Source organism: Nocardiopsis sp. iso_237 (genome assembly GCF_056173345.1).
In genome coordinates this window covers 1,817,343-1,842,971 of sequence record NZ_CM149669.1, presented here as the reverse complement: position 1 = coordinate 1,842,971, position 25,629 = coordinate 1,817,343, and the positions used below count along the sequence as shown (strand labels likewise).

Annotated in this window: 22 protein-coding genes and 3 tRNA genes; 16 read left to right on the top strand and 9 right to left on the bottom strand. The window is 70.7% G+C overall.

Features of this window, described 5'->3' with window-relative positions; genetic code table 11:
• The first annotated feature begins 135 nt into the window (after positions 1 to 135).
• Positions 136 to 1,098, top strand: a complete 963-nt coding sequence (locus AC0VYM_RS08310; protein ID WP_475460717.1) for an SDR family NAD(P)-dependent oxidoreductase — start codon at positions 136 to 138, stop codon at positions 1,096 to 1,098.
• Between the two features lie 330 nt (positions 1,099 to 1,428).
• The gene (locus AC0VYM_RS08305; protein ID WP_475460716.1) at positions 1,429 to 2,007 is read left to right on the top strand and encodes a TetR/AcrR family transcriptional regulator; all 579 of its coding nucleotides are present in this window, start codon (positions 1,429 to 1,431) and stop codon (positions 2,005 to 2,007) included.
• Positions 2,008 to 2,020: 13 nt separating this feature from the next.
• Here AC0VYM_RS08305 and AC0VYM_RS08300 read toward each other — a convergent pair whose 3' ends face one another.
• Positions 2,021 to 2,662 (bottom strand): TetR/AcrR family transcriptional regulator, encoded by a 642-nt coding sequence (locus AC0VYM_RS08300; RefSeq protein WP_475460715.1) that lies wholly within the window; start codon positions 2,660 to 2,662, stop codon positions 2,021 to 2,023.
• Between the two features lie 203 nt (positions 2,663 to 2,865).
• Between AC0VYM_RS08300 and AC0VYM_RS08295 the strand changes: the two genes are divergently transcribed.
• On the top strand, positions 2,866 to 4,041 hold the full coding sequence (locus AC0VYM_RS08295; RefSeq protein WP_475460714.1) for an acyl-CoA dehydrogenase family protein: 1,176 nt from the start codon (positions 2,866 to 2,868) through the stop codon (positions 4,039 to 4,041).
• Positions 4,042 to 4,157: 116 nt separating this feature from the next.
• On the opposite strand, the gene AC0VYM_RS08290 is transcribed toward AC0VYM_RS08295, so the two are convergent.
• The 3 genes from AC0VYM_RS08290 to manA all read right to left on the bottom strand — a co-directional run bounded on the left by AC0VYM_RS08290 (position 4,158) and on the right by manA (position 6,431).
• A complete protein-coding gene (locus tag AC0VYM_RS08290) occupies positions 4,158 to 4,532 on the bottom strand; it encodes an FKBP-type peptidyl-prolyl cis-trans isomerase (protein WP_475460713.1) in 375 nt (124 codons plus the stop codon).
• A 246-nt stretch (positions 4,533 to 4,778) separates the two neighbouring features.
• A complete protein-coding gene (locus AC0VYM_RS08285; protein ID WP_475460712.1) occupies positions 4,779 to 5,162 on the bottom strand; it encodes a VOC family protein in 384 nt (127 codons plus the stop codon).
• Between the two features lie 69 nt (positions 5,163 to 5,231).
• Complete coding sequence (manA, locus tag AC0VYM_RS08280) at positions 5,232 to 6,431, bottom strand: mannose-6-phosphate isomerase, class I (RefSeq protein WP_475460711.1); 1,200 nt, start codon at positions 6,429 to 6,431, stop codon at positions 5,232 to 5,234.
• A gap of 486 nt (positions 6,432 to 6,917) precedes the next feature.
• Here manA and AC0VYM_RS08275 point away from each other — a divergent pair, with 486 nt between their 5' ends.
• Positions 6,918 to 7,454, top strand: coding sequence for a GNAT family N-acetyltransferase (locus tag AC0VYM_RS08275; protein WP_475460710.1), 537 nt, complete (start codon positions 6,918 to 6,920; stop codon positions 7,452 to 7,454).
• Here AC0VYM_RS08275 and AC0VYM_RS08270 read toward each other — a convergent pair.
• Positions 7,441 to 7,992, bottom strand: coding sequence for a TetR/AcrR family transcriptional regulator (locus tag AC0VYM_RS08270; protein WP_475460709.1), 552 nt, complete (start codon positions 7,990 to 7,992; stop codon positions 7,441 to 7,443). The genes AC0VYM_RS08275 and AC0VYM_RS08270 overlap by 14 nt on opposite strands.
• A gap of 192 nt (positions 7,993 to 8,184) precedes the next feature.
• Here AC0VYM_RS08270 and AC0VYM_RS08265 point away from each other — a divergent pair, with 192 nt between their 5' ends.
• Positions 8,185 to 9,861 carry an MFS transporter gene (locus tag AC0VYM_RS08265; RefSeq protein WP_475460708.1) on the top strand — a complete coding sequence of 559 codons (1,677 nt, stop codon included), beginning with the start codon at positions 8,185 to 8,187 and terminating at the stop codon, positions 9,859 to 9,861.
• Positions 9,862 to 9,963: 102 nt separating this feature from the next.
• Here the strand turns inward: AC0VYM_RS08265 and AC0VYM_RS08260 are convergent, their stop codons facing one another.
• Positions 9,964 to 11,157 carry a molybdopterin molybdotransferase MoeA gene (locus AC0VYM_RS08260; RefSeq protein ID WP_475460707.1) on the bottom strand — a complete coding sequence of 398 codons (1,194 nt, stop codon included), beginning with the start codon at positions 11,155 to 11,157 and terminating at the stop codon, positions 9,964 to 9,966.
• Between the two features lie 202 nt (positions 11,158 to 11,359).
• Between AC0VYM_RS08260 and AC0VYM_RS08255 the strand changes: the two genes are divergently transcribed.
• The 6 genes from AC0VYM_RS08255 to AC0VYM_RS08230 all read left to right on the top strand — a co-directional run bounded on the left by AC0VYM_RS08255 (position 11,360) and on the right by AC0VYM_RS08230 (position 15,669).
• A tRNA-Gly gene (locus AC0VYM_RS08255) sits at positions 11,360 to 11,432 on the top strand.
• Positions 11,433 to 11,472: 40 nt separating this feature from the next.
• Positions 11,473 to 11,543: transfer RNA gene (locus AC0VYM_RS08250), tRNA-Cys, on the top strand.
• A 13-nt stretch (positions 11,544 to 11,556) separates the two neighbouring features.
• Positions 11,557 to 11,630 (top strand) — tRNA-Val (locus AC0VYM_RS08245).
• A gap of 306 nt (positions 11,631 to 11,936) precedes the next feature.
• Positions 11,937 to 12,500: a DUF3887 domain-containing protein gene (locus AC0VYM_RS08240; RefSeq protein ID WP_475462977.1), complete on the top strand. Its 564-nt coding sequence runs from the start codon at positions 11,937 to 11,939 to the stop codon at positions 12,498 to 12,500.
• Between the two features lie 47 nt (positions 12,501 to 12,547).
• Entirely contained in the window at positions 12,548 to 13,456 is a 909-nt protein-coding gene (locus AC0VYM_RS08235) for a lysostaphin resistance A-like protein (RefSeq protein WP_475462976.1), read from the top strand.
• Positions 13,457 to 13,698: 242 nt separating this feature from the next.
• Complete coding sequence (locus AC0VYM_RS08230) at positions 13,699 to 15,669, top strand: BCCT family transporter (RefSeq protein WP_475460706.1); 1,971 nt, start codon at positions 13,699 to 13,701, stop codon at positions 15,667 to 15,669.
• A 954-nt stretch (positions 15,670 to 16,623) separates the two neighbouring features.
• Here AC0VYM_RS08230 and AC0VYM_RS08225 read toward each other — a convergent pair.
• A complete protein-coding gene (locus AC0VYM_RS08225; RefSeq protein ID WP_475460705.1) occupies positions 16,624 to 17,763 on the bottom strand; it encodes an NAD(P)/FAD-dependent oxidoreductase in 1,140 nt (379 codons plus the stop codon).
• Positions 17,764 to 18,159: 396 nt separating this feature from the next.
• Between AC0VYM_RS08225 and AC0VYM_RS08220 the strand changes: the two genes are divergently transcribed.
• Complete coding sequence (locus tag AC0VYM_RS08220; RefSeq protein ID WP_475462975.1) at positions 18,160 to 19,023, top strand: MurR/RpiR family transcriptional regulator; 864 nt, start codon at positions 18,160 to 18,162, stop codon at positions 19,021 to 19,023.
• A gap of 19 nt (positions 19,024 to 19,042) precedes the next feature.
• Here AC0VYM_RS08220 and AC0VYM_RS08215 read toward each other — a convergent pair whose 3' ends face one another.
• On the bottom strand, positions 19,043 to 20,062 hold the full coding sequence (locus tag AC0VYM_RS08215; protein ID WP_475460704.1) for an SMP-30/gluconolactonase/LRE family protein: 1,020 nt from the start codon (positions 20,060 to 20,062) through the stop codon (positions 19,043 to 19,045).
• Positions 20,063 to 20,103: 41 nt separating this feature from the next.
• On the bottom strand, positions 20,104 to 21,933 hold the full coding sequence (locus AC0VYM_RS08210) for a flavin-containing monooxygenase (RefSeq protein ID WP_475460703.1): 1,830 nt from the start codon (positions 21,931 to 21,933) through the stop codon (positions 20,104 to 20,106).
• 205 nt (positions 21,934 to 22,138) lie between these two features.
• On the opposite strand from AC0VYM_RS08210, the gene AC0VYM_RS08205 reads away from it, so the two are divergent.
• From AC0VYM_RS08205 to AC0VYM_RS08190, 4 genes are all read left to right on the top strand, one after another.
• Positions 22,139 to 22,657, top strand: coding sequence for a MarR family winged helix-turn-helix transcriptional regulator (locus AC0VYM_RS08205; protein WP_475460702.1), 519 nt, complete (start codon positions 22,139 to 22,141; stop codon positions 22,655 to 22,657).
• Between the two features lie 336 nt (positions 22,658 to 22,993).
• Positions 22,994 to 23,902, top strand: coding sequence for an ectoine hydroxylase (thpD, locus tag AC0VYM_RS08200; protein ID WP_475460701.1), 909 nt, complete (start codon positions 22,994 to 22,996; stop codon positions 23,900 to 23,902).
• Between the two features lie 55 nt (positions 23,903 to 23,957).
• The gene (locus AC0VYM_RS08195) at positions 23,958 to 24,683 is read left to right on the top strand and encodes an ABC transporter ATP-binding protein (RefSeq protein WP_475460700.1); all 726 of its coding nucleotides are present in this window, start codon (positions 23,958 to 23,960) and stop codon (positions 24,681 to 24,683) included.
• The gene (locus tag AC0VYM_RS08190; protein WP_475460698.1) at positions 24,680 to 25,411 is read left to right on the top strand and encodes an ABC transporter permease; all 732 of its coding nucleotides are present in this window, start codon (positions 24,680 to 24,682) and stop codon (positions 25,409 to 25,411) included. The genes AC0VYM_RS08195 and AC0VYM_RS08190 overlap by 4 nt, the downstream gene beginning before the upstream one ends.
• The last annotated feature ends 218 nt before the right edge of the window (positions 25,412 to 25,629 follow it).

Genomic DNA, 25,629 nt, shown 5'->3' with positions numbered 1-25,629 from the left:
CTCGGTTCACCGGAGCCCGGTCACCTCCCCTTCAGCAGGGCGCGAAGGCCGCGCCCCCCGCCCGCCTTCGGCACGCTCAGGGCACCGCGCGTGAGATTTGACCTGGTGCGCGCTCCAGGTCCTAGCGTGAGCCGCATGACCACGCAACAGAGCAGGATCGGCTCCGGATTCGGCATGCGCAGCACCGCGACCGACGTCCTCGACGGCATCGACCTCACCGGACAGGTCGCCCTGGTGACCGGCGGCTACTCGGGCATCGGCCTGGAGACCACACGGGCCCTCGCCGCGGCGGGCGCCCGTGTGGTCGTCCCGGCCCGCAGGCCCGAGTCCGCCAAGGAGGCGCTGGCCGGGATTCCCGGTGCCGAGACCGCCGCACTGGACCTGGCCGACCTGGACGGCGTGCGGAACTTCGCCGACTCCTTCCCCTACGACCGGATCGACCTGGTAATCAACAGCGCCGGGATCATGGCCAGCCCCCACGCCGTGGTCGGACCCGGCTGGGAGGCCCAGTTCGCCGTCAACCACCTGGGACACTTCGCCCTGGTCAACCGCCTGTGGCCCCGGCTCAGCGACGGTGCCCGGGTGGTTTCGGTCTCCTCCGGCGCACACCACGCCTCCGGTATCCGGTGGCAGGACCCGTGGTTCGCGGAGGGCTACGACCGCTGGCGGGCCTACGGACAGTCCAAGACCGCCAACGTCCTCTTCGCCGTGCACCTGGACCGGCTCGCTCGTGAGCACGGAGTGCGGTCCTTCTCCCTGCATCCGGGAGCGATCCTCACCCCGCTCCAGCGGCACCTCACCACCCGGGAGAAGGTCGACCAGGGGTGGATCGACGAGCAGGGCGACATCATCGACCCCACCTTCAAGACGCCCGAGCAGGGTGCCGCCACCCAGGTGTGGGCGGCCACCTCCCCGCAGCTCGCGGACCTGGGCGGGCTGTACTGCGAGAACTGCGACGTCGCCGAACTCCCGGAGTCGGCCGACCCCGCACAGGGCGAGGGCGGAGTGGCCGAGCACGCCCGCGACCCGGAGCAGGCCGAGCGGCTGTGGGCGTGGTCGGCCGAGCTCACCGGCGTCGACGCCTTCGCGCGGACCTGAGCCCGGGTGGGCGCACCCTCCCCTGGCGCCGGTGGACCTGACCAGCCCACCGGCGTCAACGCCTCCGCCAAGGCCCGAGCGCACGCGCTCCCGAGGGCCGGTGGGCGCGTCCGCCGAGCTCAGCGGGGTGAACGCCCTCGACCGCACCTGATTCCACCCGAGCCCGTTCGTTCCGGCTCCCCTGCCGGGCCCGGGCCCGTACTCTCCGAGGCCCGCACCCGTCCGAACCCATCGCGGGGCGCTCCGTCCGACGGGGCGCCCCGCGCACGGCGTCGGCCACCCCGGCGCCTGTGCCAGAGTTGATCCAGGGAGGACCAGCAGGAGGTACAGATGGCTCGGAAGGCCGACCCCGCAAGGCGACGCGAGGTCCTGGACGCCGTGATCGAACAGCTCGCGGACACCGGCATCAGCGGTTTCACGCTGCGCGGACTCGCCCAGGGGCTGGGGCAGAGCACCCGCGTGCTCACCCACCACTTCACCGACCGCGAGGACCTGCTCTCGGCGGTCCTCGCCCGGTTGGACGAGCGCCAGCACCGGTCGCTGCTGGCCACCAAGGGGTGGGAGGACGCGGCCGTCCCGGTTTCCGACATCGTCCGCGACTCCTGGCAGCGCAACCTCGGCCCGGAACTCCCCATGACCCGGCTCATCCGGGAGATCGAGGGGCTGGCCTCCGCCGGGCGCTTACCGGCGTCCAGTGCCGGGTTCCTGCGCGGGCGCGCGGAGTTCGTCGCCTCCTGCCTGACCCTGCGCGGCGCGCCGCCGGACCGAGCCCTCAGTCTCGCCACCCTGCTCAACGCGTCCTTCGGCGGGTTGGAGGCCGACTACCTGTCCACCGGCGACCTGGGGCGCGCCGAGGCGGGGCTGGACCTGCTGTGCGAGTGGATCGACTCCACCGCGCCATCCCGCTGATCGTCCTCGGCAATCACTCGCCGGACCGCACACGGACCCTCTCGTAGACCGGGGCCAGGCCGTCGAGGAAGGCGGTCAACGCCAGCTCGAAGCTGTCCTCGTCGATCTCCGCCGCGACCTCGGCCAGCCGGTGGGCCTGGGACAGATTCGGGTAGCGGTCCTGGTACACCCACACGTCGTCGTCGAATCCGCCCGCGAAGGAGTGCGTCGCCGCGCCCACCACCAGGTACTTGGTGGAGGCGCCGATCATCGTCGCGTAGCGGGGCGGCCAGCCCGCGCCCACGAGCCCGCCGTGCACGGCGTCGGCCCGGCGCAGCGCCTCCCCGCGACGGCCGGGTCCGGCGGCGATCACCGGGAGCAGATTGGGGTGCTGGGCGAGGGCCGCCCGGTAGGAACGGGCCCACACGGCCAGGCCCTCACGCCAGTCGCCGCCGCCGAAGGCCGACACGTCGATGTGCGTGGTGGCCTCCTCCGCGACCTCGCTGAGGAGCTCCTCCTTGGTCCGGTAGTGGCTGTACAGCGAGGCGGCCTGCACGGCGAGCTCCTGGGCGAGCTTGCGCATGGACAGCTGCTCCAGCCCGTCCCGGTCGATGAGCGTGAGCGCGGCCTGCCGGATGGCCGGTCTGCTCAGGATCGGTGTCTTGGGTCGGGCCACGGCGGGGCTCCCCTTCCGCGCTGCTCTCTTTCGCGCCGGGCCGTCCGGCGTCAGCGCTGATCATCGCACGGTGGCGCCCCGCCTCCCGTCGAACGCGACCGGTACCGCCACGTCTCCCGTCCTTCGTCCGACCCCTTGCGCCCGTTGACGAGCGCGGCGTACCCTCAAATAACCGAACAGCGTTAGGTTATCTGGGAGCAGCCGTGATCGATTTCTCACTGAGCGAAGAACAGCGCGCCATCCAGAGCTGGGTGCGGACCTTCGTCGAGCGGGAGCTCATGCCGCTGGAGAACGACGTGCTGCGCCGAGAACGCGAGGGCCACCCGCCCGGGCTGAACCACGAGGAGAGAACCCGGCTGCGCGCACTCGCCCGCAGGTCCGACTTCTGGGGCGTGTCCACCCCCGAGGAGTACGGCGGCATGGGTCTGGACGCCGTCACCGAGGCCCTCATCGAGACCGAACTCGGCCGGACCTTCCTCACCTTCAAGTTCGGCGGCGAGGCCGACAACATCCTCTTCCACGCCAACGAGGAGCAGAAGCGCACCTACCTGGTCCCCACGATCGAGGGTGAGCGCAGGTCCTGCTTCGCCATCACCGAACCCGGAGCGGGCTCCGACGCCAAGGCCATCCGCACACGGGCCGTCCGCGACGGCGACGAGTGGGTGATCAACGGCGAGAAGACCTTCATCACCGGCGGCGAGGAGGCCGACTTCGCCCTGGTCTTCGCGGTCACCGACCCCGAGAGGGGCGCCGACGGCGGTGTGACCTGCTTCCTCGTGGACCGCGACATGGGCTGGACCTCCGAGCCCATCGACACCATGGGCGAGCGCCGCCCCGCCTCCCTGGTCTTCCAGGACGTGCGCGTCCCCCACGAGAACGTCCTCGGTGAGGAGGGCAGGGGCTTCTCCCTCGCCATGAAGTGGATCGGCCGGGGCCGCTACCTGCTGCCCGCCCGTGCCCTGGGCGGCTGCGAACGTCTGCTCGACATGGGTATCGAGTACGCCAGAACACGGGAGACCTTCGGCGCGCCCATCGCGGACCGGCAGGCCATCCAGTGGATGATCGCCGACTCCCAGACCGAGATCGAGGCGCTGCGGCTGCTGGTGCTGCACGCCGCCTGGCAGGTCGCGCGGGGCCTGGACTCACGGCACGCGCAGTCGATCGCCAAGCTGTTCGGCGGCGTGAAGGCCAACGAGATCGTCGACCGCGTCATGCAGATCCACGGCGGCATGGGCTACACCCGGGAGCTGCCGGTCGAGCGCTTCTACCGCGACCTGCGGCTGCTGCGCATCTTCGAGGGAACCGACGAGATCCAGCGCCGCACCATCGCCCGCGACCTGCTCAAGGGCCACGTGAAGGTGGGGGCGACCCTCAGGTAGGGACGGGAACACGAAGGGGCCCGTGCCGCGCGTGGGAGCGCGGCACGGGCCCCGGTTCGCCCGCCCCCGCCCGGCTTCGGTGAACCCTGGCAGCCGGAGGAGCGGAGCGCACGGTCCTAGTTGACGTCGACCAGGTCGACGACGAACACCAGGGTCTCCCCCGGCTTGATGAGGGCACCGGCGCCGCGGTCGCCGTAGGCCAGGTTCGGCGGGATGACCAGCTGACGGCGGCCGCCGACGCGCATGCCCAGGACACCCTGGTCCCAGCCGGAGATGACCTGACGGGCGCCCAGCTTGAAGCGCAGGGGCTCGCCGCGGTTCCAGCTGGCGTCGAACTCCTCGCCGGTGGAGTGCGAGACACCGACGTACTGCACGCTGACGGTGCTGCCGTGCCCGGCCTGGTCGCCCTCGCCGACGGTGAGGTCGGTGATCTGGAGGTCCGCGGGCGGCGGGCCGTCGATGAAGTCGATCTCGGGACGCTCAAGCGCCATGGTGTGGGTCCCCTCGTTGAAGACGTGAACAGAGAGGCCCAGGCTATCGGTGGTGACCGATGGCCCGGACAGAGTGCGCAAAAGGGCCGGAAGTCGGGGTCCGCGATCCGGGAATCCGGGGACTCGGGGTACCGGCCGTCCACGACGGGACCGTCCCAGGGCGGAAGGCCCGGAGCGCCCGGCGGTCGGGCCCGGGGTCCGGGTCCCGGAGGCCCGAGGACAGAGGGGGGACTGGAGGCCCGGGGTTCAGGAACCCGTCGCGGCCCGGTCGGATGCGCTGCGGAGCACACAGAACTCGTTGCCCTCGGGGTCAGCGAGGACCACCCAGCCGGAGCCGTCCGCGTTGCGGTGGTCACCGACGAACGCGGCGCCGATCCCCAGCAGCCGATCCACCTCTTGTTCCCGGGAGGTCTCCGGGCGCAGGCACAGGTGCAGGCGGTTCTTGACCGTCTTCGCGCCGGGTACCTGGTTGAAGTGCAGCACCGGCCCCTCCGCCAACATCACCTGGGTCTCCGGCTCACCCGGCCGGTCCTCCGGATGCAGGGGGCGCCCGGTCACCCCGCTCCAGAACCGGGCCAGCTCGTAGGCGTCCGCACAGTCGATCGCGATGTTCAGCACCGAGGAAGTCATGGACGCCAGCATGGTCGGCCACCGCCCGGCGCGCCAGCGGATTTCGGCTCCGCGTCGGGAGGCCCGAGGTCACACCCGCGCGCGCCCGTGGTCCCCGACGGTGGCGGCGACGACGTGGCCGTGGCCCTCCACCTTGATCGGCCCGCTGTCGGCCTGGACGAACACGGACTCCCCCCGGCCGAGGGTGACCCCCTCACCGACCTCGGCGACCAGGTCCACGGTCCCGTGCAGGGCCAGGACCACCGTGGGCCCGTCGCCCGGCAGGTGGGCGGTGATCCGGCCCGGGCCGATCTCGTGGAGCGCGAACTCCGGGGCCGCCGGGCGGAACTCCCGACGGCCGTCCAGGAAGCCCGGCTGGGCGTACGGGATGGGCAGGACCGAGAAGTCCACCACGTCGAGCAGTTCGGGGGCGTCCACGTGCTTGGCGGTCAGACCGGCCCGGAGCACGTTGTCGGAGCTGGCCATCACCTCCACCGCGGTGCCCTGGAGGTAGGCGTGCATGTTGCCCGCCGGGAGGAAGAGGGCCTGGCCGGGCCAGAGCGTGACCCTGTTGAGCAGCAGCGCCGCGACCGCGCCCGGGTCCCCGGGGTAGCGGGTGGCCAGGTCGGTGACGATCTCCGTGTGGGGGCCGCGTCCGCCGCCACCCGACCACTCCCGGACGAACTCCTCGATCATCCGGCTCCGGTCCGGGGTGGGGAGGGTCAGCAGACGGGTGAGGGCCGCACGGAGCGCCGCGTGGGTGTCGCCGTCGGACAGGTCCTCGCGAAGGGCGGTGGCCAGGTCGTTGTCGAGCCCGATGAGGTCGGCAACGGTGGCGGCGGGTTCACGGAACCCGCACAGGGCCTCGAACGGCTCCAGAGCGAGGAGGAGCTCCGGCTTGTGGTGGGGGTCGCGGTAGTTGCGGTGGGGGGCGTCGAGCGGGATCCCCGCGCGCTCCTCGGCCTCGAACCCGGAGCGGGCTCGTGCGGCGTCGGGGTGGACCTGGAGTGAGAGCGGGGCCTCGGCCGCGAGGAACTTCAGGAGGTAGGGGAGGCGGGCGCCGAAGCGTTCGGCGGTGTGGTGGCCCAGCACGCGCCGCGGGTCCTCGGAGATGAGTTCGGGGAGGGGTCTGTCGCCGTCGTCGCAGTGCGCGGTGCTGGGGGCGCCGTGGTGGGCGCCCAGCCAGAGCTCGGCCTGGGGGGTGCCGTCGGGGTCGGTGCCCAGCAGACGAGGAATGGCAGCGCGTGCTCCCCAGGCGTACGGTCGTACCCGGTTGGTGAGCCTGTGCATCCGCTCCCCGCTTTCCCGTCGGCGTGTTCTCACCCCGTGGACGCTCCGGTGAGGTGTGAACAGTCTTGCCAAGAGAAGCCTCCCGGTCGACACGGCACGCCCCACATCTCGCGGTAGTGCACACTTCACCTCGCCAGTTGGGCAGGCACCCGTGGACCCGGCGCCCGGTGACGGCAACGAAGTTACTGGGAAGTAAACCACGTTCGAGGACACGTGAACAGCACCACACTGTCACCTTCCAGAGACAACTGACGGTGCCCTCCAGGGTGACTCATGATGCCATCCGCGTGACGAAGAGGCCCGCTCCGAAGGGGCCCGTCACCGCACGGATCCTCGGGATTCCGGTGGTCCTCACCACCCTGACTGGCCTGGACACCATGACCCCGGAAACCGACCGGGCACCCGGGAAAAACCGGATGCCCTCCAAGACCCCTGACCAGTAGGGTGCCCCGACCCGGGGACCACCAAGCACCAAGGAGCCAGCCCATGCGACTGCGTCGAGGCGGCACGGACGACACCGACGAAATCCTGCGGCTCTTCGACGAGGCCGTCGTCTGGCTCACCGAGCGCGGATCCGCCGGCCAGTGGGGCACCCGACCCTGGTCGGAGATCCCCGAGAGGGTCGAGATGGTGCGCGGGCTCGCCTCGGACGGCCTCTGGTTCGCCGAGATCGACGGGGCCACGGCGGGCGCCCTGGTCATCAGCGAGTCCGCCCTCGACTACGCGCCGCCCGCGGACGAACGGGAGGTCTACGTGCGCCTGCTCCTGACCGACCGACGGTACGCGGGCCGCGACGTCGGCGGCCGACTCCTCGACCACGCCCGGGACCAGGCCCGCGAACGCGGGATCTCCCTGGTCCGGGTGGACTGCTGGTCGGGCGGTGACGGCGCGCTCATCCGCTACTACGAACGCCAGGGGTTCACTCCGACCGTGCGCGTGCCGGTCGGGGACAGGGAGGTCCAGGTGTTCGAGGACCGCCTCCGACCCCACGACGGACGGAAGGCGGGCCTCAGCGGTCCCTGAGCACCCGGTCCGAGGCCTCGGTCAGGCGGTCGACGACCTGCTGGGTCAGCTCCGGGTCGGGGCTCCCCAGCCCGGCGATCGAGGACATGTACATGCCGTCCCCGGTGAGGCGGATGGTCTCGGCCAGCACGGGGTCCGTGAGCTCGGCGTGCAGAAGCTCACCCCAGCGGGTGAAGAGCTCCTTCACGAGGACGCCCGCCTCCGGGGGGATGTCCTCCTTGCTGCGCAGGGCCGCGATGACCGCCCAGTACAGCTCGCCCTCCACAGCGGTCTGCGGCAGCGACGTGCGCAGGAAGTAGCGGACCACGCCCTCCTCGCTCTCGACCGCCTCACGGAACTCCTCCTCCACCAGCGCGCGGACGCGCTCCATGAGGCCGACCATCATGGCCGACTTGGAGGGGAAGTGGTAGAGCAGGCCGCCCTTGGACACCTCGGCGGCGCGTGCAACCGCTTCCAGGGTCACCGAGGAATAACCTTCGGCGATCAGGATGTCTTGTAAGGCGTCGAGGATGCGATCCCGCGTGTTCGATGTACTCACGATTGACACTGTACCGGCTGGACGGTACTGTACCGGCTGGACGGTTGAAGAGTCCCGGATCGTGCCCGCACCACCGTGCCGCACCCCGGTCGACCAGACTTCCCGTCCACAGCCCGGTCAGCACCGACTCCCCACCGGGCCCGCGCCCTCACTCCGAAGGGCGCGCAACCCACAAGCGATGACGAGGGAAAGATGAGTTCCGCCGAGGCCGGAAACGGCGCCACCCACACGCACGGGGGCACCGGGTCCCCACCCGCACTCGCGGGCCCGCGCGAGTGGGCCGCACTCGCCGTCCTGGTTTTGCCCGTGGTGCTGATCTCGGTCGACATGACCGTGCTCGGCTTCGCGGTACCCGCCCTCAGCGAGGCGCTGCGCCCCAGCTCCGGACAGCTGCTGTGGATCATCGACATCTACGGCTTCATCCTGGCCGGACTGCTGATCACCATGGGTTCGCTCGGTGACCGGATCGGGCGGCGACGCCTGCTCATGATCGGTTCCGCGGCCTTCGGCGCCGCGTCCCTGCTGGCCGCCTTCGCGCCCAACGCCGAGACGCTGATCGTCGCCCGCGCCCTGCTGGGCGTCGCGGGTGCCTCACTGATGCCCTCGACGCTGTCGCTGCTGCGCAACATCTTCCTGGACCCGCGTCAGCGCCTGCTCGCCATCGCGATCTGGGCGTCGGGCTTCTCCGGCGGCGCCGCGCTCGGCCCGATCCTGGGCGGCTGGCTCCTGGAGCACTTCTTCTGGGGTTCGGTCTTCCTGATCAACCTGCCCGTGATGGCGCTGATCCTGATCCTGGTGCCCCTGCTGGTCCGTGAGTCCCGCAACCCGGACTCCGGCCGCATCGACCTGCTGAGCGTCGTGCTGTCGCTGGGCGCCATGCTGCCCATCGTGTTCGGCATCAAGAAGATGGCGACCGGCGGCCTCGACGTCCTGCCGATCCTCTCGCTGGCGTTCGGTCTGACCCTGGGCTACCTGTTCGTGCGCCGACAGCGCACGCTCAAGGACCCGCTGATCGACGTGCACCTGTTCCGTTCGCGCGTGTTCAGCGTGGCGGTGGTCACCAACCTGATGATCGTGTTCTCGCTGGTGGGGTCGTTGTTCTTCCTCACGCAGTACCTCCAGCTGGTGCTCGGGATCTCACCGATGCGCGCAGGAATCGTGCTGGTGCCGGGGCTGCTGCTGTCGATCATCGCCGGTCTGGTCGCGGCCCGGGTGGCCCGCCACCTGAGCCTGTCCACCGTGATCGGGGTGTCCCTGCTGGTGACGGCGGCCGGGTTCGGCGCGCTGGTGTTCACCCCGGCGGACGACGTGACCCGTGGTGTGACGCTCGTGGTCACGGCCTTCGTGCTGATCTCGCTGGGCACCGGCTTCGCGGAGACGCTCACCAACGGCGCGATCATGTCGGCCGCCCCGCCCAAGCGGGCGGGCGCCGCGTCCGCGATCTCCGAGACCGCCTACGAGATGGGTGGTGCGCTCGGCGTCGCGGTGCTGGGCAGTGTGCTGACCGCGTTCTACCGCGGCCACCTCACCGAGGTGGACGGGGTGCCCGAGTCCGCGACCGAGGCCGCCCGGGAGACCCTGGGCGGTGCCGCCAACACCGCCTCCGACCTGGGCGGGACCGCCGGTGACGCGCTGATGGACTCGGCCCGGCTGGCGTTCACCGACGGCATGCACCTGACCTCGGCCATCGCCGTGGTGATCGTGCTCGCCGCTGCGGCCCAGGCCTGGTTCCTGCTGCGCGGACACGGCAACCCGGCCGTGGACGCTCCGGACCACGAGACGGACCGGCGGGAGGCCTCCGAGGCCACCGCTCACGGCGAGTCCGACCGAGCTGGCGAGGTCGTCGAGGCCAACGAGGCCGCGAAGTAGCCTCCGTCACGCGAGATCCGGCCCCCGAGGGAGTTCCCTCGGGGGCCGACCCGTGTCTCGGGTCGCGGGCGGCCCGCCCGGAGGACCTCCAGCCGCCGGGGGTCAGGGCAGGCGCAGGAGCTCCACCTCACCGCCCGACCACCCCGGCGGCACCACCGCGTAGGCGTCGGCCAGGGCGGCGCCGCGCAGACTGCCCGGCCGGTCGTGGCCCACCGGTTCCGCGCGCCCCTCCCCCACACGCACCGCGACCAGGCGCGTGTCGTCGGGCCGGGAGCGCACGTCCCCGCCCAGAGCCGTCCTCGCCAGACCGCCGGTCGGCTCGGAGCGTCCGGACATCGCGCTCAGCAGCGGGACCAGCAGGGTGAGCGACGCCACGAGCGCGGCGTTCGGGTTGCCGGGCAGGCCCACGAACACGGTGCCGTCCCGGTGGGCGAGCAGTTGCGGGTGCCCGGGGCGGCAGGCCACCCCGTCCACGACCACCTCCGCGTCCAGCTCCCGGAGCACCCCGCGCAGATGGTCGGCGGGTCCCTTCGAGGAGGATCCGCAGACCACGACCACGTCGGTCCCGGCCGTGGTCAACGCCTCACCCAGGTCCCCGAAGCCGTCCCCCAGCATCCGGACCCGGTCCAGGTGCGCCCCGGCCCAGGTGAGGACTCCGGGCAGCAACGGGCCGATCGCGTCACGCACCACCCCGTCGCCCGGCAGGCCGTTCGTGGCGAGCTCGTCCCCGGTGACCAGCACGGACACCGTGGGCAGACGCACACCGAGACCGTCGTGGCCCAGGCTCGCCGCCAACCCCAGCACCGCCGGGGTCACCTCGGTGCCCGCCTCCAGCACCCGCTCCCCCGGCGCGGTCTCCTCACCCGACCACCGCACGTGCCGCCCGGGCAGGGCCTCGCCGTGCACCCGGCCGTCCACCACCTCGGCGTGCTCGTACGGCAGGACCGACTCGGTGCCCTTCGGCGCACGGGCACCGGTGGCGATCTCCACGGCCTCTCCCCGGCCCAGGGCGAGCCCCGCCACAGGGGCGCCGGCCAGCTGTGAGCCCACCAGCAGCCAGGGGCCCTCCCCCGCCACCGCGAACCCGTCCATCGCCGACGCGTCGAAGGCGGGCAGGCCCACCAGCGCCCTCAGGTCGTCAGCGAGCACACCGCCCAGCGCCCGCCCCAGGGGGAGTTCACGAGCGGGCGTGCGCGATCGCGCCCCGAGCTCGCGGGCCCGCTCACGCGCCCGCGCCCAGGGGGCGGCACCTCCGTGCCCTCCGCACGCCGCGCCGTCCGCCACGGGGATGTCCATGCCGCTCCGTTCACTCCGCTGCCCGGTGTGCCCCGGATCCGCCCGAAGCACCTGACGCGGACGCTACCCGCCCCGCGCACCCTCCCAGGGGAGCGCCGCACGACCCCGCCGAGCTCTGATTTGCCGTCTGTCGAATCTCCGGTAAAGTCTGTACCAGCAGCAAGGCGGGGCCAACGGAAACGGGGGCCGGGCCGGGCAGCACGCGGACGTGGCTCAGCTGGTAGAGCATCACCTTGCCAAGGTGAGGGTCGCGGGTTCGAATCCCGTCGTCCGCTCGGAGGAGACGCGGGGCGAGAGATCGCCTCACGTGTACTCGGTGGAGTGGCCGAGAGGCGAGGCAGCGGCCTGCAAAGCCGTCTACACGGGTTCAAATCCCGTCTCCACCTCCCAGTCTCACTGGGGCGATTAGCTCAGTTGGCTAGAGCACTACCTCGACACGGTAGGGGTCACAGGTTCGAGTCCTGTATCGCCCACATCACGCGAAAGCGGGTTCCCACGGGAGCCCGCTTTCGTCGTTTCCACGGTGGTGCGACCGCTCCCGGCGGGTGGAGCGCCCACCCTTCGCCTCCACCGGCTCCCGGTTCACCCCCAGCACACGCCGCTCCCTCTCCGGTGTGACCTTTTCCAGAACGCACTTCACCCCCGGTCCGACCTGGCCGAAAATGCCCGCTCGGGGAGCGCCCCTGTGCTCGCGCTCTTGACACATGGCTTGCTTGTAAAGCTATGGTTTACATATGCAAGAGCAATTGACTGGTGCGCTGCGGGCTCTGAAGGCGCGCATGGACGCGTTCCTCGCGTCTCGTGTCCTGACCAAGGACGACGACTGGGCCGACTCGATCGCGCGTGCCGTGGGCATGCAGGCGGCCGCCGACGACGTCGTGCGCGCCGTCGTGCAGCAGGCACGCCAGAACGGCGCCACCTGGCAGGTCATCGGTGACGCGCTCGGCGTGAGCAGGCAGGCGGCGTTCCAGCGCTACGGCAAACCGATCGATCCCAGAACCGGAGAACCCATGAACACCACGCCACTCCCCGGCGTCGCCGAACTGGCGGCCTCGGTGATCGCGAACCTCGCCGCCGGGCAATGGGCGCGCGTCACCGAGCGGTTGGATCCGACCATGCGCGACGGCCTGTCGGAGGACGCGCTCGCGGCCGCGTGGGCGCAGATCATCGGCCTCTCAGGGGCCTTCGAGGGACGCGGGGAGCCCGAGGTCAGCCGGGCCGGCGACGTGACGATCACGAACACGCCGCTCGCGTTCGAGGCGGGCGACTACACGGCGCGGATCGCCTTCCGCGACGACCGGACCATCGCCGGTCTGCACATCCTCGAAGGGCAGAAGTCGTGACCATCAGACCTGCGGACACCTCGCCCACGGAACGGGGCGGACCCCGTGTGAACAGCCGCGACCTGCGATCCATCGGCGTGTTCACCGCCCTGGCGTTCGCGCTCGCCTGGCTCCTCGCGCTCCCGCTCTGGTTCGGTGACGGACTCGCCAGCCCCTGGTTCACCCTCGTCGCCACCGCCACGATGACGACCCCCGCGATCGCCGCCCTCGTCGTCGTGTTCTTCGTGGAAAGGCCACGGCAGAAGGCCTGGACGCTCGGGCTGTGGCCGCTGAAACCGGCCCGGAGGGTGCTCGGCTACGGGGCGCTGGGGATCTTCGTGTCCATCGCGCTGGTCCTCGTGGCGCTGCCGATCGGCGCGCTGCTCGGGGTCTATCCGGCCGACTTCGCGAACTTCTCCGCGTTCCAGCAGGTCCTGGACGAGCAGGCGGAGGGGGTCGAGATCCCGATCCCGATCGGCGCCCTCATCGTCGTCCAGCTCGCGGTACTCCCCCTGGCGGCGTTCATCAACCTCATCCCGGCGCTGGGCGAGGAGCTCGGGTGGCGAGGATGGCTGCTCCCGAAGCTGATGCCGTTGGGAACGCTCCCGGCCCTGCTGGTCTCGGGCGTGATCTGGGGCCTGTGGCACGCCCCGCTCATCCTCCTCGGGTACAACTACCCCGACGCGCCGGGCTGGCTCGGCCTGACCGCGATGGTCGGCATGTGCGTTCTGGTCGGTGCGGTCTTCGGCTGGCTGCGGCTCCGGTCGGGGTCCGTGTGGCCCGCCGCCCTGGCACACGCCGCGTTCAACGGGGCGGGCGCGACCTACCTCCTCTTCGCGCGGGCGGGCGAGCACGTCGACACCACGCAGGCGACGATCCTCGGTTGGAGCGGGTGGATCGTCCCGCTCGTGCTCGTCGTGGTCCTCGTCGCCACGGGACAGTTCGCTCCCGAGAAGCGGCCCTCCCGACCGGCATGACGACCGGGCACCTCCGGGGGGCGAACCCCACCAGTGTGCGCCCAGAGTGGCGATTTTCGCAACTTGGCCGACGTTGCCAGTTCGATATACAGGCGTCGCGCTGGGCGGCCCTCGACGCGAGAAGTGCTTGGTGGCAGGCACTCTGGCAATCCCGACAACCGGTTATGACCGCATCGGAGGGCTCTGATGCGATTCCGACTGGTTGATTAGTCAGGCGCAACACAGTAGCTACTGGATGGCCCGTGTCCTCGAACCCGGAGGTGACCCGAGTCATCCGTTGGAACATCGACAACACAGTCTTCTGGCCCGCGCTGATCATGGTCGTCGGCTTCAGCGCACCGTTCGTGATCGCGCCGACGACGGGTGAACGCCTGCTCGGCGACGTCCTCTCCTGGCTCCAGTCCGACCTGGGCTGGGTGTACATGTGGTTCGTCGCCGGGCTCGCGGTACTGCTCGTCTGGCTCGTCTTCAGCCGGTACGGCCGCATCAGGATGGGCGGCCCCGACGACCGGCCCGAGTTCTCCACCCCCACCTGGCTCGCGATGATCTTCACCGCCGCGATCGGCGGCGGCCTCATGTACTGGGGCATCATCGAGTGGGCCCACTACCACTCCGCTCCCCCGTTCCAGTTGGAACCGCACGGAACCGAGGCCGCCGAGTGGTCGGCCACCTACCCCCTCTTCCACTGGGGCCCCACCGCCTGGGCGGTCTTCTGCGTTCCGACCCTCGCCCTCGCCTACGCCTATCACGTGCGCAGGATCCGTCGGCTGCGCCTCAGTGAGGCCTGCCGCGGCGTGCTCGGGGACCGCGTCGACCGCTGGCCCGGCCGCGTCATCGACGTCCTCTTCATCCTCGGGATGATCGGGGCCGCGGGGACCTCGCTGGCCCTGGCCGTGCCCACCATCGCGGAGGGCGCCTCCCGCATGTTCGGAGTCGATCCGGGCGCCACCCTCAACACCCTCGTCATCGGCATGTGGACCCTGCTGTTCGCGGGCAGCGTCGCCCTGGGGCTACACCGAGGCCTGAAGCGCCTCGCCAACCTCAACCTCTACCTGGCCGCCGCCCTGGGTGTCCTGGTCCTCGCGGTGGGGCCGACGGTCTTCGTCATCGACACCCTCACCAACAGCGTCGGGCTGCTCGCCCAGAACATCGTCCGGATGAGCACCTACACCGACCCCGTCGGCGGGTCGGGCTTCCAGGAGATCTGGACCGTCTTCTACTGGGGCTGGTGGATCTCCTACGGACCGTTCGTCGGCATGTTCTGCGCCAAGATCTCCAAGGGCCGCACCGTCAGGCAGATCATCATCGGCATGTGCGGCTTCGGAAGCCTGGGCTGCTGGCTCTCGTTCGCGCTGCTCGGCAACTCCAGCATGGCCTTCGACCTGAGGGGACAGGCGCCCATCGTCGACACGCTGGAGTCCGAGGGCGCGGTCCCGGCCATCTTCGCCACACTGGAGGCCTTCCCACTCAGCTGGATCATCACCCCGCTGTTCCTCCTGCTGTTGCTGGTCTTCCTGGCCACCACGCTGGACTCCGCCTCCTACATCATGGGCGCGGCGACCTCCCGTGACCTGCCGAACGACGTGGAGCCCTCGCGGTTCAACCGCGTGCTCTGGGCCCTCGTCCTCGCCGCCGTGTCGGTCTCGGTGATGTCCGCCGGAGGCACGGACGCGTTGCAGACCCTGTCGGTCGTGACCGCCTTCCCGCTGATCCTGGTCCTGAGCCTGGTGGCCGTGTCCCTCGTGCGCTGGCTCCGCGAGCACGACCACTGGGTCGCGCGGAGGGACTCAGACCGCCCGCCGGGCCCTCGGGAGACCGTTCCACAGCCCCAACGGGCGGGCGGCGGCCAGCATGACCGCGCACAGCGCCAGGCAGCCCAGGCCGAGCCAGAGGTTCCCGTACTCGACGGCGATCAGGGGGAACGACGCCGTGATCAGTCCGCCGCCGATGAAGGGGCTGACGAAGGGGGAGCGCAGCGCGAAGGCGCGGTAGGCGTTGGACCTCATCTGCGGATCCGCCGCCCTGAGCAGCATCAGGCCGATCGCGACGACACCCGTCTGGGCCCCGAACTGGGCGATGGAGTTCTCGGCCCAGTCATCGCGGAAGATCCGGGGACCCACGTGGAAGTAGATGAGGACGCTCGCACCGGCCATGGAGAGCATGACGACGGTCAGCGGGATCCAGTTCGCGAGCATGATCGGAACGGCCAGTGAGGCGACGGCCGCGACGACCAGGAGGTCCAGCGCGACCCCGGCGATGGCGTTGAGGGTCGGCTTGTCGACGAGTACACGGAGCCGGGTCCGGCCGACGACCAGCTGGACGAGGAGACCGCCGATCATCGCCAGGGGAAAGAGCGGCACCCCGGAGACGGCCTGGTCGACGAGGTACTTGAGCGCGTACCCGATCAGGATCGCGACGGCGATGAGTGAGCCGTGGAAGGCGAGGTTGCTCAGGGCCGAGGCGTGGAGCCGTCCGCTGGTCGTCTGGTTCGGATCGGCGTCCTCCAGGATGTCGGTCCGGTCGACCTGGCGCGCGGCCGCCTCGTAGGAGAGGTGGCCGCGCCTGGCGGCGATGTTGAGCAGCACGGTTCCCATGACGACCCCGTACACGAGCCCGACCGTGGCCGCGAAGAGGGCCAGGGAGGTGCCGTCGGGCCAGCCCAGGGCGGTCCACGTCTCGTCCATGCCCGCGGCGGTCCCGTGCCCTCCGGACCAGGACGCCTCGAAGATGGTCGAGAAGAGCTGGTTCGTCCCGAACAACGGCCCCAGGAGGGCGAAGACGAGGAGCGCGGGGACGGCGACCTGGACGAGGGTACTGAAGTACGACATCCAGATCTGGGCGCCCGCCTCCCTGGCCGCCTCCTTGAAGGGCGGGAGCCGCTGCCCCAGGAGCATCGGGGCGAACACGACCGCGATGAGCACACCGGCCATGGACGACCAGGTCGTCGACATACCGGCGGGGACGATGTCCAGGAAGTGCTGTCCGCAGACGAGGCCGAGGAAGCCGCCGATCAGGGCCGCGGGCAGGAACAGCCTCCTGGCCAGGGGGACGAACGCCCGGACGAGCAGGCCCAGGATGAGGAAGACGCCCAGGCTGGCCCCCGAGAGGAGGAGTGAGTTGAGCGCGTTGGAGTCGAACTCGATGAGCTCCGGCATGGGAACCGTCCTTTAGGGGATGCGGCTGAGGGAGAAGGGGGCCAGGGCCGGGGGCACGGTCCCGTGGAGGAGGAGGTGCGCGATGTCCCGGGAGGCGGCGGGGAGCAGGGCCCAGCCGTGCCCCGTCCACCCCGTGGCCAGGTAGAAGCCCTCGGCACCCGGGACCGCGTCGACGAAGGGGATCTGGTCGACCGTCGCGGTCTCGGGGCTCGCCACGTGCACGGAGACCCGCGTCAGCTCGCCGGCGGCGGGGAGGAGGGCCTCCAGTTGGGCGATGTTCCCCCGCACGTTCGCCTCCACCGGCTCGGCCCTGCCGGTGTCGGGATCGAACCGTCCCCGCCAGCCGCCGCTGAGCTGGATCAGACCGCCGTCCAGGGACTTGACGGAGATGAGGCGGCTGTCGTGGCCCACCAGGAGCGGCAGGGTCACGGCGTGTTCCGGCCTCAGGAGGACGACCTGCGGGTAGACGGTCCACGCGGGGACGACGTGGCCGAAGTTCTCCCGCACCAACTGTGGGACCGAGGCGTTCGCGGCCAGGAGGACGGCCCGCTCGGCCTCGAAGGTCCGGCCGTCCTCGGTGACCACGTGGGCGCGCCGACCCGGCTGCCTGGAACGCAGCGCGACCACCCTGGTGCCCTCGTGGATGACGGCGCCCGACCTCCTGGCGGCGTCGGCGTAGGCGAGGGTGGTCCGGTACTGGGCGGCGACCCCGTCCCCGGGCACGTGGAGTGCCGCGCGCACGTTCCCGGTGAGGCCGGGGATCACCTCCCGCACCCTGTCGCCGTCCCACACTTCGGTGGGGATCCCGAACCGTGTCTGCGTGTGCGCGTGGGCCTCGGCGGCGACGGCTCCGCCCTTGCCGCCCACCACCTCCTCCTCGATGAGGGAGACCGACCCGGTCCGCACGTATCCGGTCTCGGCGCCGAGTTCGTCGGCCAGCCGGGGCCAGAGCCGGTGTGCCTCGCGCAGGAGCGGTAGTTCCCTGAGGTCGCGGCGGTTGCCGCGCACCCCTCGTTTTCCGGGGCCGCCGGACGCTCCGCCGCCGACCCCGGCCGCCTCCAGCACCACGACCGAACGCCCTTGTGAGGCGAGGTGGTAGGCCACGGCACAGCCGTAGGCGCCACCTCCGACGATGACGTACTCCGCGATCATTCGTCCGCCTTTCGTCGCTGTTCACACGATGTGATGCAGCACACTGTAGGAGAACCTACATAAGGCGTCAAGATGTAGGAAAATCTTCATTGATGGTTCGCGTTGGCTCGCCGAACCGCTCACGGACATCACCTGAACTGGGATGACGTTCCCAACCGCCCCGGGCGAAGCCGCGTGCGTCCGTCGCTCGGTCCGGTGACACGAGAGCGGCGTCCCCGTGGGAGGCGCCGGGGAGGGTTCCGCCACGGGTCCGCGAGACGGCGAGGGGCCGACGGCCCGTGGTTGGCTAGCATTTCCGTGCGCCGTGCACCGTGCGCCGTGCACCGGCTCCGCCCCGCGCACGCCCCGGTTCGGTACCTCATCGAACCGTGAGACCGAGAGGACGCAGTGGCCTCAATGGAAGACCGCTCCGCTCAGGACCGGGACGACCTGACCCGCAGCGAACGCAACGTGGTCGCGTTGGCCGAACAGGACCCGCTCCGCTTCGCGACGAGTACCGCCGTCGAGATCGCGGACATGGCGGGCACGAGTGAGGCGACGGTGACGCGGGCGGCGCACAAGCTGGGCTTCGCGGGGGTCAAGGAGTTCAAGCAGGCGTGCGCCGGTCAGGTGGGTGCGGGTCAGACCCTGGGGGCCACGATCCGGGCCCGGCTGGAGTCCCTGGAGGGTCACGGCGAGGAGGTCTCCGCCCACGGCACCGCGCGCGCCGTCCTGGCCGCGTCCGCGCACGTCCTGCTGGAGTTCAGCGAGTCGTTCCCGAAGGCCGAGTTCGAGGAGACGGTCGACCTGGTCGAGTCGTCGGGGCGCACCGTCGTCTACGGGCTGGGCACCGGATCCCACGTCGCCGAGTACCTCGGTCTCGGCCTCCGGAGGATCGGTCTGAGGGCCCACGCCGTGTCCGGCAGCGGTCACACGCTCGCGGACGAGGTCCACTCCCTGGAGAGCGAGGACGTGCTGATCGTCGTCGCGCCACGGGTGCTGTTCAACGACATCGACAACCTGATCGCGGAGGCCGCGCCCAGGGTGGCGCGGATCGTGCTCGTCTCGCAGGCGCCCCCGTCGCCCCGCTCCCCCGCCGGGGTGCTGTACCTGCCCCTCCCGAGCACGGCGGGATCTCCGGCGTCGGAGATCACCGCCGCCTGCGCGGTGTCGGACTCCCTCGTCTCGGAGCTCGCCCGTCGCCACCCGTCCACGGCCATCCGGGCCCGGGACGCGTTGCAGCGACTGCGCGACAGGCTCTCCCCGGCCCGGACCACGTGAGGGAGTCCGGTGGACGCGGTCATCCCCCGTTGGACTGGCGGATCCCCTCACCGAGCGCCTCGAAGGTGTAGACGAAGCCGCCGTCCTCGCCGCTGACCGTCATGTAGCCGTCCGTCGTTCCCGGGGCGATGGCCAGGTTGGTGGCGGTGTCCAGTCCTTCCGCGTCCTCGGCGGGGACGCTCACCGTCGCCAGGTGTTCGCCCGTGGAGCTGTGGACGAAGATGCTCGGCTGCCCGTGGACGCCCTGGTAGACGTTGCCCTCCGCGTCGACGGCGTTGGAGTCGATCTGGCTCGTGCCGCCGTCGAAGTGGATACCCGTGTGCGCCGTCTCCACCTCGGTCCGGTCCTCGTTGAGCGCGAGGTGGTCGACGCGGTTCGCGGCGTACTGGCTGACCCACAGTCCGGAGAAGTCCTCGCTGAAGGAGATGCCGTTCGGCGCCGGGAGCTCGTCGGCCAGGACCGTGGCCTCGGCCGTGTCCCGGTCGATCCTGACGACCCTGCCCTGGGGGTCCCAGACGGGATCCGCGTGCCCCGTGGTGTCGCTGACGAACAGGTTCCCGTCCTCGTCGAACGCGAGGTCGTCGGGGAGCATCGGCTTCCCCTCGACCTCGCCGGAGAAGAACGTGACCGGGTCCCCGCCGTCGGGGGTGACACTGTCGATCTTCCCGCCGACGAGGTCGGTCAGGTACAACCGCTCGTCGTGGGGGCTGAACTGCGCGGAGGTGTACACGCTGGCCTCGTCGGTGAGGACGGCCGACACCTCCGACGTCTCGGTGTCCACCCTCAGGACTTTGGGTTCTCCGGCCGGAGCGGTGACGTCGACGACGAGGAGACCGCCGTCCGGGGCGAAGGTGGGCCCCTCCAGCAGGGTCATCCCGGTCTCCTCGTGGACCGAGGTCACCTGGACCAGCAGGGACGCGGTGCGCTCCTTCTCCGGGGCGGCCTCCGTTCCGCAGGCCGAGGTCGCGGCGACCAGGAGGACGGCCGTCAACGGTCCGGTCGCGACGGCGAACGGGTTCCTTCGTCGGTTCGGTTCCATGTCTTCCGTCCGCATCGTGGGTTTCGTCGCGCTGGTCGTGGTCACGGTGCCCCCGCGTCCCCGCGGTCGTGGACCAGGACCTCGTGGACACGGCTCCGCCGCCAGTCCTGGAGCAACCGGTGGAAGGCGACCGGCCCGGGACCGTAGGACTGTCCTCCGGAGTGACCGGCGCCCTCCCGGTTGTAGTAGCCGGGGGTGCACTCGCGCTGGAAGTCGACATTGTCGAGCACGTTCTCGCGGATGACGCGCCCCCAGTCGTCCACCGCGTCGGGGCGCGGCTCGACCACGCGGGCACCGGCCCGGCGGCCCTCCGCGATGACCGAGGCGATGTGTCCGGCCTGTTCCAGCAGGATGTGCGCGAAGTTCACGGACGTGGCGTTCTGCAGGGGGCCCAGGTGGAAGAGGTTGGGGAAGCCGTCGCTGTAGAAGCCGTGCAGCGTCCTCGGGCCGCGGCTCCAGGAGTCGAGCAGCGCCCGCCCGCCACGGCCCCTGACCGGGAGGGTCCCGGAGACCACCCCCGAGACGCCGACGTCGAATCCGGTCGCGAAGACGACGCAGTCGACCGGGTACTCGACGTCGCCCACGACGACGGCGTCCTCGGTCATGCGGGTGATGCCGCCGTGGTCCGCGGTGTCGACGAGCGTGACGTTGGACCGGTTGAAGGTCTGCAGGTAGTGGTCGCTGAAGCAGGGCCGTTTGCACATGTACCGGTACCAGGGTTTGAGCAGCTCCGCCGTGGCCGGGTCGTCCACGACCCGGTCCACCCGCGCCCGGATCTGGTTCATCTTGTGGGCGTCGGCCAGCTCCTCGACCCGCTCGCGCTCCTCGGGACTCACGCTGGTGTCGAGCGCCCCGGTGGTCAGCTTCCGTTGCAGGCGCGCCGTCGAGGTCCAGCCGTCCCGGGTCAGGTCCGTCTCGACCGGCTCACCGGAGACGAGGGCGAGGAAGTTCTCCATGCGCTCGCGCTGCCAGCCCGGTTCCAGGGAGGCGGCCCACTCCGGGTCGGTGGGTCGGTTGTCGCGGACGTCCACGGAGGAGGGCGTCCGCTGGAACACGTACAGGTGTTGCGCGTCGCGTCCCAGGTGCGGGATCACCTGCACTCCGGTCGCTCCCGTACCGACGACCGCGACGCGCTTGTCGGAGAGCCCGGTGAGACCGCCGTCCTGGTTGCCGCCGGTGTAGTCGTAGTCCCACCGGCTGGTGTGGAAGGTGTGGCCGCGGAAGGACTCGACGCCCGGGATGCCGGGGAGCTTCGGCTGGGTGAGGGTCCCGGAGGAGGTGATGACGAACCGGGCGCGCATCCGGTCCCCCCAGTCCGTCTCGACCACCCATTCCTCGGCCCGGTCGTCCCAGGTGAGAGCGGTGGCCCTGGTCTGGAACACGGCGTCGCGGTAGAGGTCGAAGGTCTCGGCCACGGCGACGGCGTGCCGCCGGATCTCCTCTCCCGGGGCATAGCGCCACCGGGGCACGTGGCCGACCTCCTCCAGCAGGGGCATGTAGGAGTAGGACTCGATGTCGCAGTGGATGCCCGGGTAGCGGTTCCAGTACCAGGTACCGCCGAAGTCACCGGCCTCGTCCATCATCCGGATCGACTCGAACCCCGCCTGCCGCAGTCGCGCTCCGGTCACGAGACCGCCGAAACCGCCACCGATCACCAGCACCTCGACGGCGTCGGTGAGTGGCGCGCGTTCGGTGCGGGCCGTGTAGGGGTCCTTCGCGTAGTAGCCGAAGTCCCCTGCGGCGGACCGGTACTGGGACGCGCCGTCGGGCCGGACGCGGCGTTCCCGTTCCCTGGCGTAACGGGCCCGTAGGCCCTGGATGTCGGGCTCCGCCGCGTCGATCGCCGTTCGCGTGTCTGGTGCTGTGCCCATGGGGCTTCCCAACTTCCTCGCCGGTGTACTGAAGGGGGCGCGAGCGCCGAACCGGCGGGGGCGACCGGAACGGGGGACGGGACCCGTGCCGGTCAGGGCGCGCGGGTCCGCTCGGGAGGCGGCGCGCCTCCGCGAAAAAAAGGTTAGCATCAGGCTAAGTATTCGCGTCAACCCCGTTCCCGACGGGCGAAGCTATCCTGATCGCATGGGACCAGACGCCACGGAGCAGGGAGAACGCACACGTGTCGTGCACGAGATCAGGACCCTGACCGCGACCATGGAACAGGCCTCGCTCCCCGCACAGGTCCAGCACCTGCTCGCGATGGACCTGACGATCCAGCAGCTCAAGGTCCTCATGGTCCTGGTCACGACGCGGGAAGGGGCGACCGTCCGGGGTCTGGCCGAGTCCTTCGGGGTGTCGATGGCCACCATGTCGGGCCTGGTCGACCGGCTCGCGTCCCAGGGCATGGCCACGCGCACGGAGGATCCGCACGACCACCGCGTCCGCCGCGTCCACGCCACCGGCGAGGGCTCCGCACTCGCCCGCCAGCTGGTGATGGAGCGCCCGGAGTTCCACGACAGCGTGCTCATGGGCCTGAGCATCGAGGACCTCCACGCACTCGCGCAAGGGATACGCGCCGTGAGCGACCGCTACGCCGAACTCGTCGGAGGGTCCGGCCCCACCTCGGAGGATCCGGCCCGCGGAGTCGACACCGCCCCCTGACGCCCGCAGGCCGGGCTCCCCTGCGCTCCAAGGACTGACACGGCCGGATTTTGGGCCGTGTTTCCTCTCCAGAGGCTCCGGGATCCTTGGAGGAGACCGGGTGTAGACGCGGGTCCGCTTCGCGGGCGACTCCATGTTCCGGCCGTACATCCCCCGTTGGAACCCCGTTGTCCCCGTGCTGGTCGTCCGGGTGCCGCACCGGTTCCGGCGATGATTACCCGTCCGCGCGGCAGGGCACGGCGTAGGCCAGGGGCGCATCTCCGCCCCTGGTCGCGAGACGCACCAGTACGCCTTGGACCACCGAAAGGAAGAGACGCCGGAAGGGAGAAGTCTGCCGTGACACTCGTAGACGCCCACATCCAGGATCGCTACCCCACCCGTGTGGACCCCGACCAGGGGAAGGGGTGGATCGAACGCCACGAACCGACCGTGTGGCCCGGGGTGACGGAGGGGCCCGCCACCACCGCCGAACTCGTCGCGCACGCCCGCGACGGTTTCCACATCCAGCGGGACCTGCTGTCCCCGCCGGAGGTCGCCGCAGCCCTGGACGAGCTCCGGGCGATGGTCGAGGATCCCGTGATCCGCGCCGACGAGCGCACCATCACGGAGCCCGCCTCCGACGAGGTGCGGTCCGTCTTCGACGCGCACCTGCTGAGTGACCGGATCGCCCGGCTCATCAGGGAGCCGCGCGTCCTGGACCACGCGCGCCAGATCCTCGGCTCGGACGTCTACGTCCACCAGAGCCGGGTGAACTTCATGCCGGGGTTCCGGGGCAACGGGTTCTACTGGCACTCGGACTTCGAGACCTGGCACGCCGAGGACGGTATGGAGGGCATGGCGGCGGTCAGCCTGTCCATCGGACTGACCGACAACCATCCGTTCAACGGCGGGCTGATGCTCATGCCGGGGGCACACCGCACGTTCGTGCCCTGCCTGGGACGCACTCCGGAGGACAACTACCAGTCCTCACTGAAGGCCCAGAAGGTCGGGGTCCCGCAGGAGGAGGACATCGCCGCGCTCGCCCGCGAGCACGGGATCGAGCAGTTCACCGGCCCGAGCGGGTCGGCCCTGTGGTTCGACTGCAACAGCATGCACGGCTCCGGCAACAACATCACGCCGTACCCGCGCTCGAACATCTTCGTGGTGTTCAACAGCGTGGACAACGCGCTGGTCGAGCCGTTCTCCGCGCGGGGACGCCGGCCCGGCTTCGTGGCCTCGCGCGACTTCACCACACTGCGCTCCTGATCCCCCGTGAGTGGCGCCTTGACCGGTACCGGTTCGCCGCGCATGATGCTGCGCCATGAACCATGACCCGACCGCTGCCGTCGTCGTCCGTGACCTGCGTGTCCGGCGCGGCGGCGGCGTCGTGTTCGACGGACTCGGCCTGGAGGTGGACCGGGGGGTGATCACCGGGCTGATGGGGCCCTCCGGATGCGGCAAGACCACACTAATGCGCGCGATCGTCGGAACACAGCGCGTCCAGGGGGGCAGCGTCACGGTGCTCGGCCAGGAGGCGGGGAGCGCGGGCCTGCGCCACCGCGTCGCCTACGACACCCAGGCGGCGTCGGTGTACTCCGACCTCACCGTCGAACAGAACCTGCGCTACTTCGCGAGACTGATCGGCGCCTCCCGGAGGGACGTGGGGCGCGTCCTCGACCAGGTGAACCTCCGCGACCGGGCCGGTCAGCGCGTGGACACGCTCAGCGGCGGCCAGGCCAGCCGGGTCTCGCTCGCGGTCGCGATCCTCGGCCGCCCCGAACTCGTCGTCCTCGACGAACCCACGGTCGGCCTCGACCCGCTGCTGCGCGAGGAACTGTGGGCGGTGTTCCGCTCGCTCGTCGCGGAGGGGGCGACGCTCGTGGTCTCCAGCCACGTGATGGACGAGGCCCTGCGCTGCGACCGGCTGCTGCTGATGCGCGACGGGCGCGTCATGGCCGACACCACGCCCGCCCGGCTGCTCTCCGAGACCGGGGCGGACGACCCCGACCGCGCCTTCCTGGCCCTCATCGAGAGGGAGGCCGGATGAACCCCGCGCGCACCTTCGCCACGAGCGGCCGCGTCCTGCGCCAGCTCGGCCACGACCCGAGGTCGATCGTCCTGCTGCTGGTGGCCCCGAGCCTGCTCGTCGGCCTCTTCGCCTGGCTCTTCACCGACACGTCGGTCTTCGACGACATCGGCCCGGCGATCCTGGCCCTCTTCCCGTTCGTGGTGATGTTCCTGATCACGAGTGTCACCACCCTGAGGGAACGCCGGTCCGGGACCCTGGAACGCCTCCTGTCGACCCCGATCGGCAGGTTCGACCTCATCTTCGGCTACGCGTTCGCGTTCGGGCTGACCGCGATCGTCCAGGCCTTCGTCACCGTGCTGTTCGCCGTGTACGTGTGCGGGCTCGACGTCGAGGGGCCGCTCTGGTCGCTGGGCCTGGTCGCGGTCGTCGACGCGCTGCTGGGGACCGCGCTCGGCCTCCTCGCCAGCGCGTTCGCGCGCACCGAGTTCCAGGCGGTGCAGTTCATGCCCCTGCTGGTGTTCCCACAGATCATCCTGGGCGGGCTCTTCATGCCGCGCGTCCGGATGCCCGACGTGCTCCACGCGATCTCGGACTGGCTGCCGCTGAGCCACGCGATCGACGCGGTGAACGCGGTGGCGGCCGGAGACGGGACCTGGGACGTGTACCGGCCGCTGCTGATCGTGTCCGCCTTCACCGTGGGCGCGGTCCTGCTGGCCTCGCTCACCCTCCGCCGCCGCACCCCCTAGGACCGAGCGCACCTCCCGAGGGGCGCGCCGGTGGCGAACTCAAGCGAATCACACGAAACACGAACAACAATTCACGCGAACGCGAATGAGAAAGTGCACATGCATCACCTCGCGATCATTTCCCTTTCCAACCAAGGCACCAGAGAGAAGAGGCTGGAGTCTTTCTTGACGCACACTAATATGCGATCCTCGGGAAGGGGGTTCCACGCGGTGAGGAT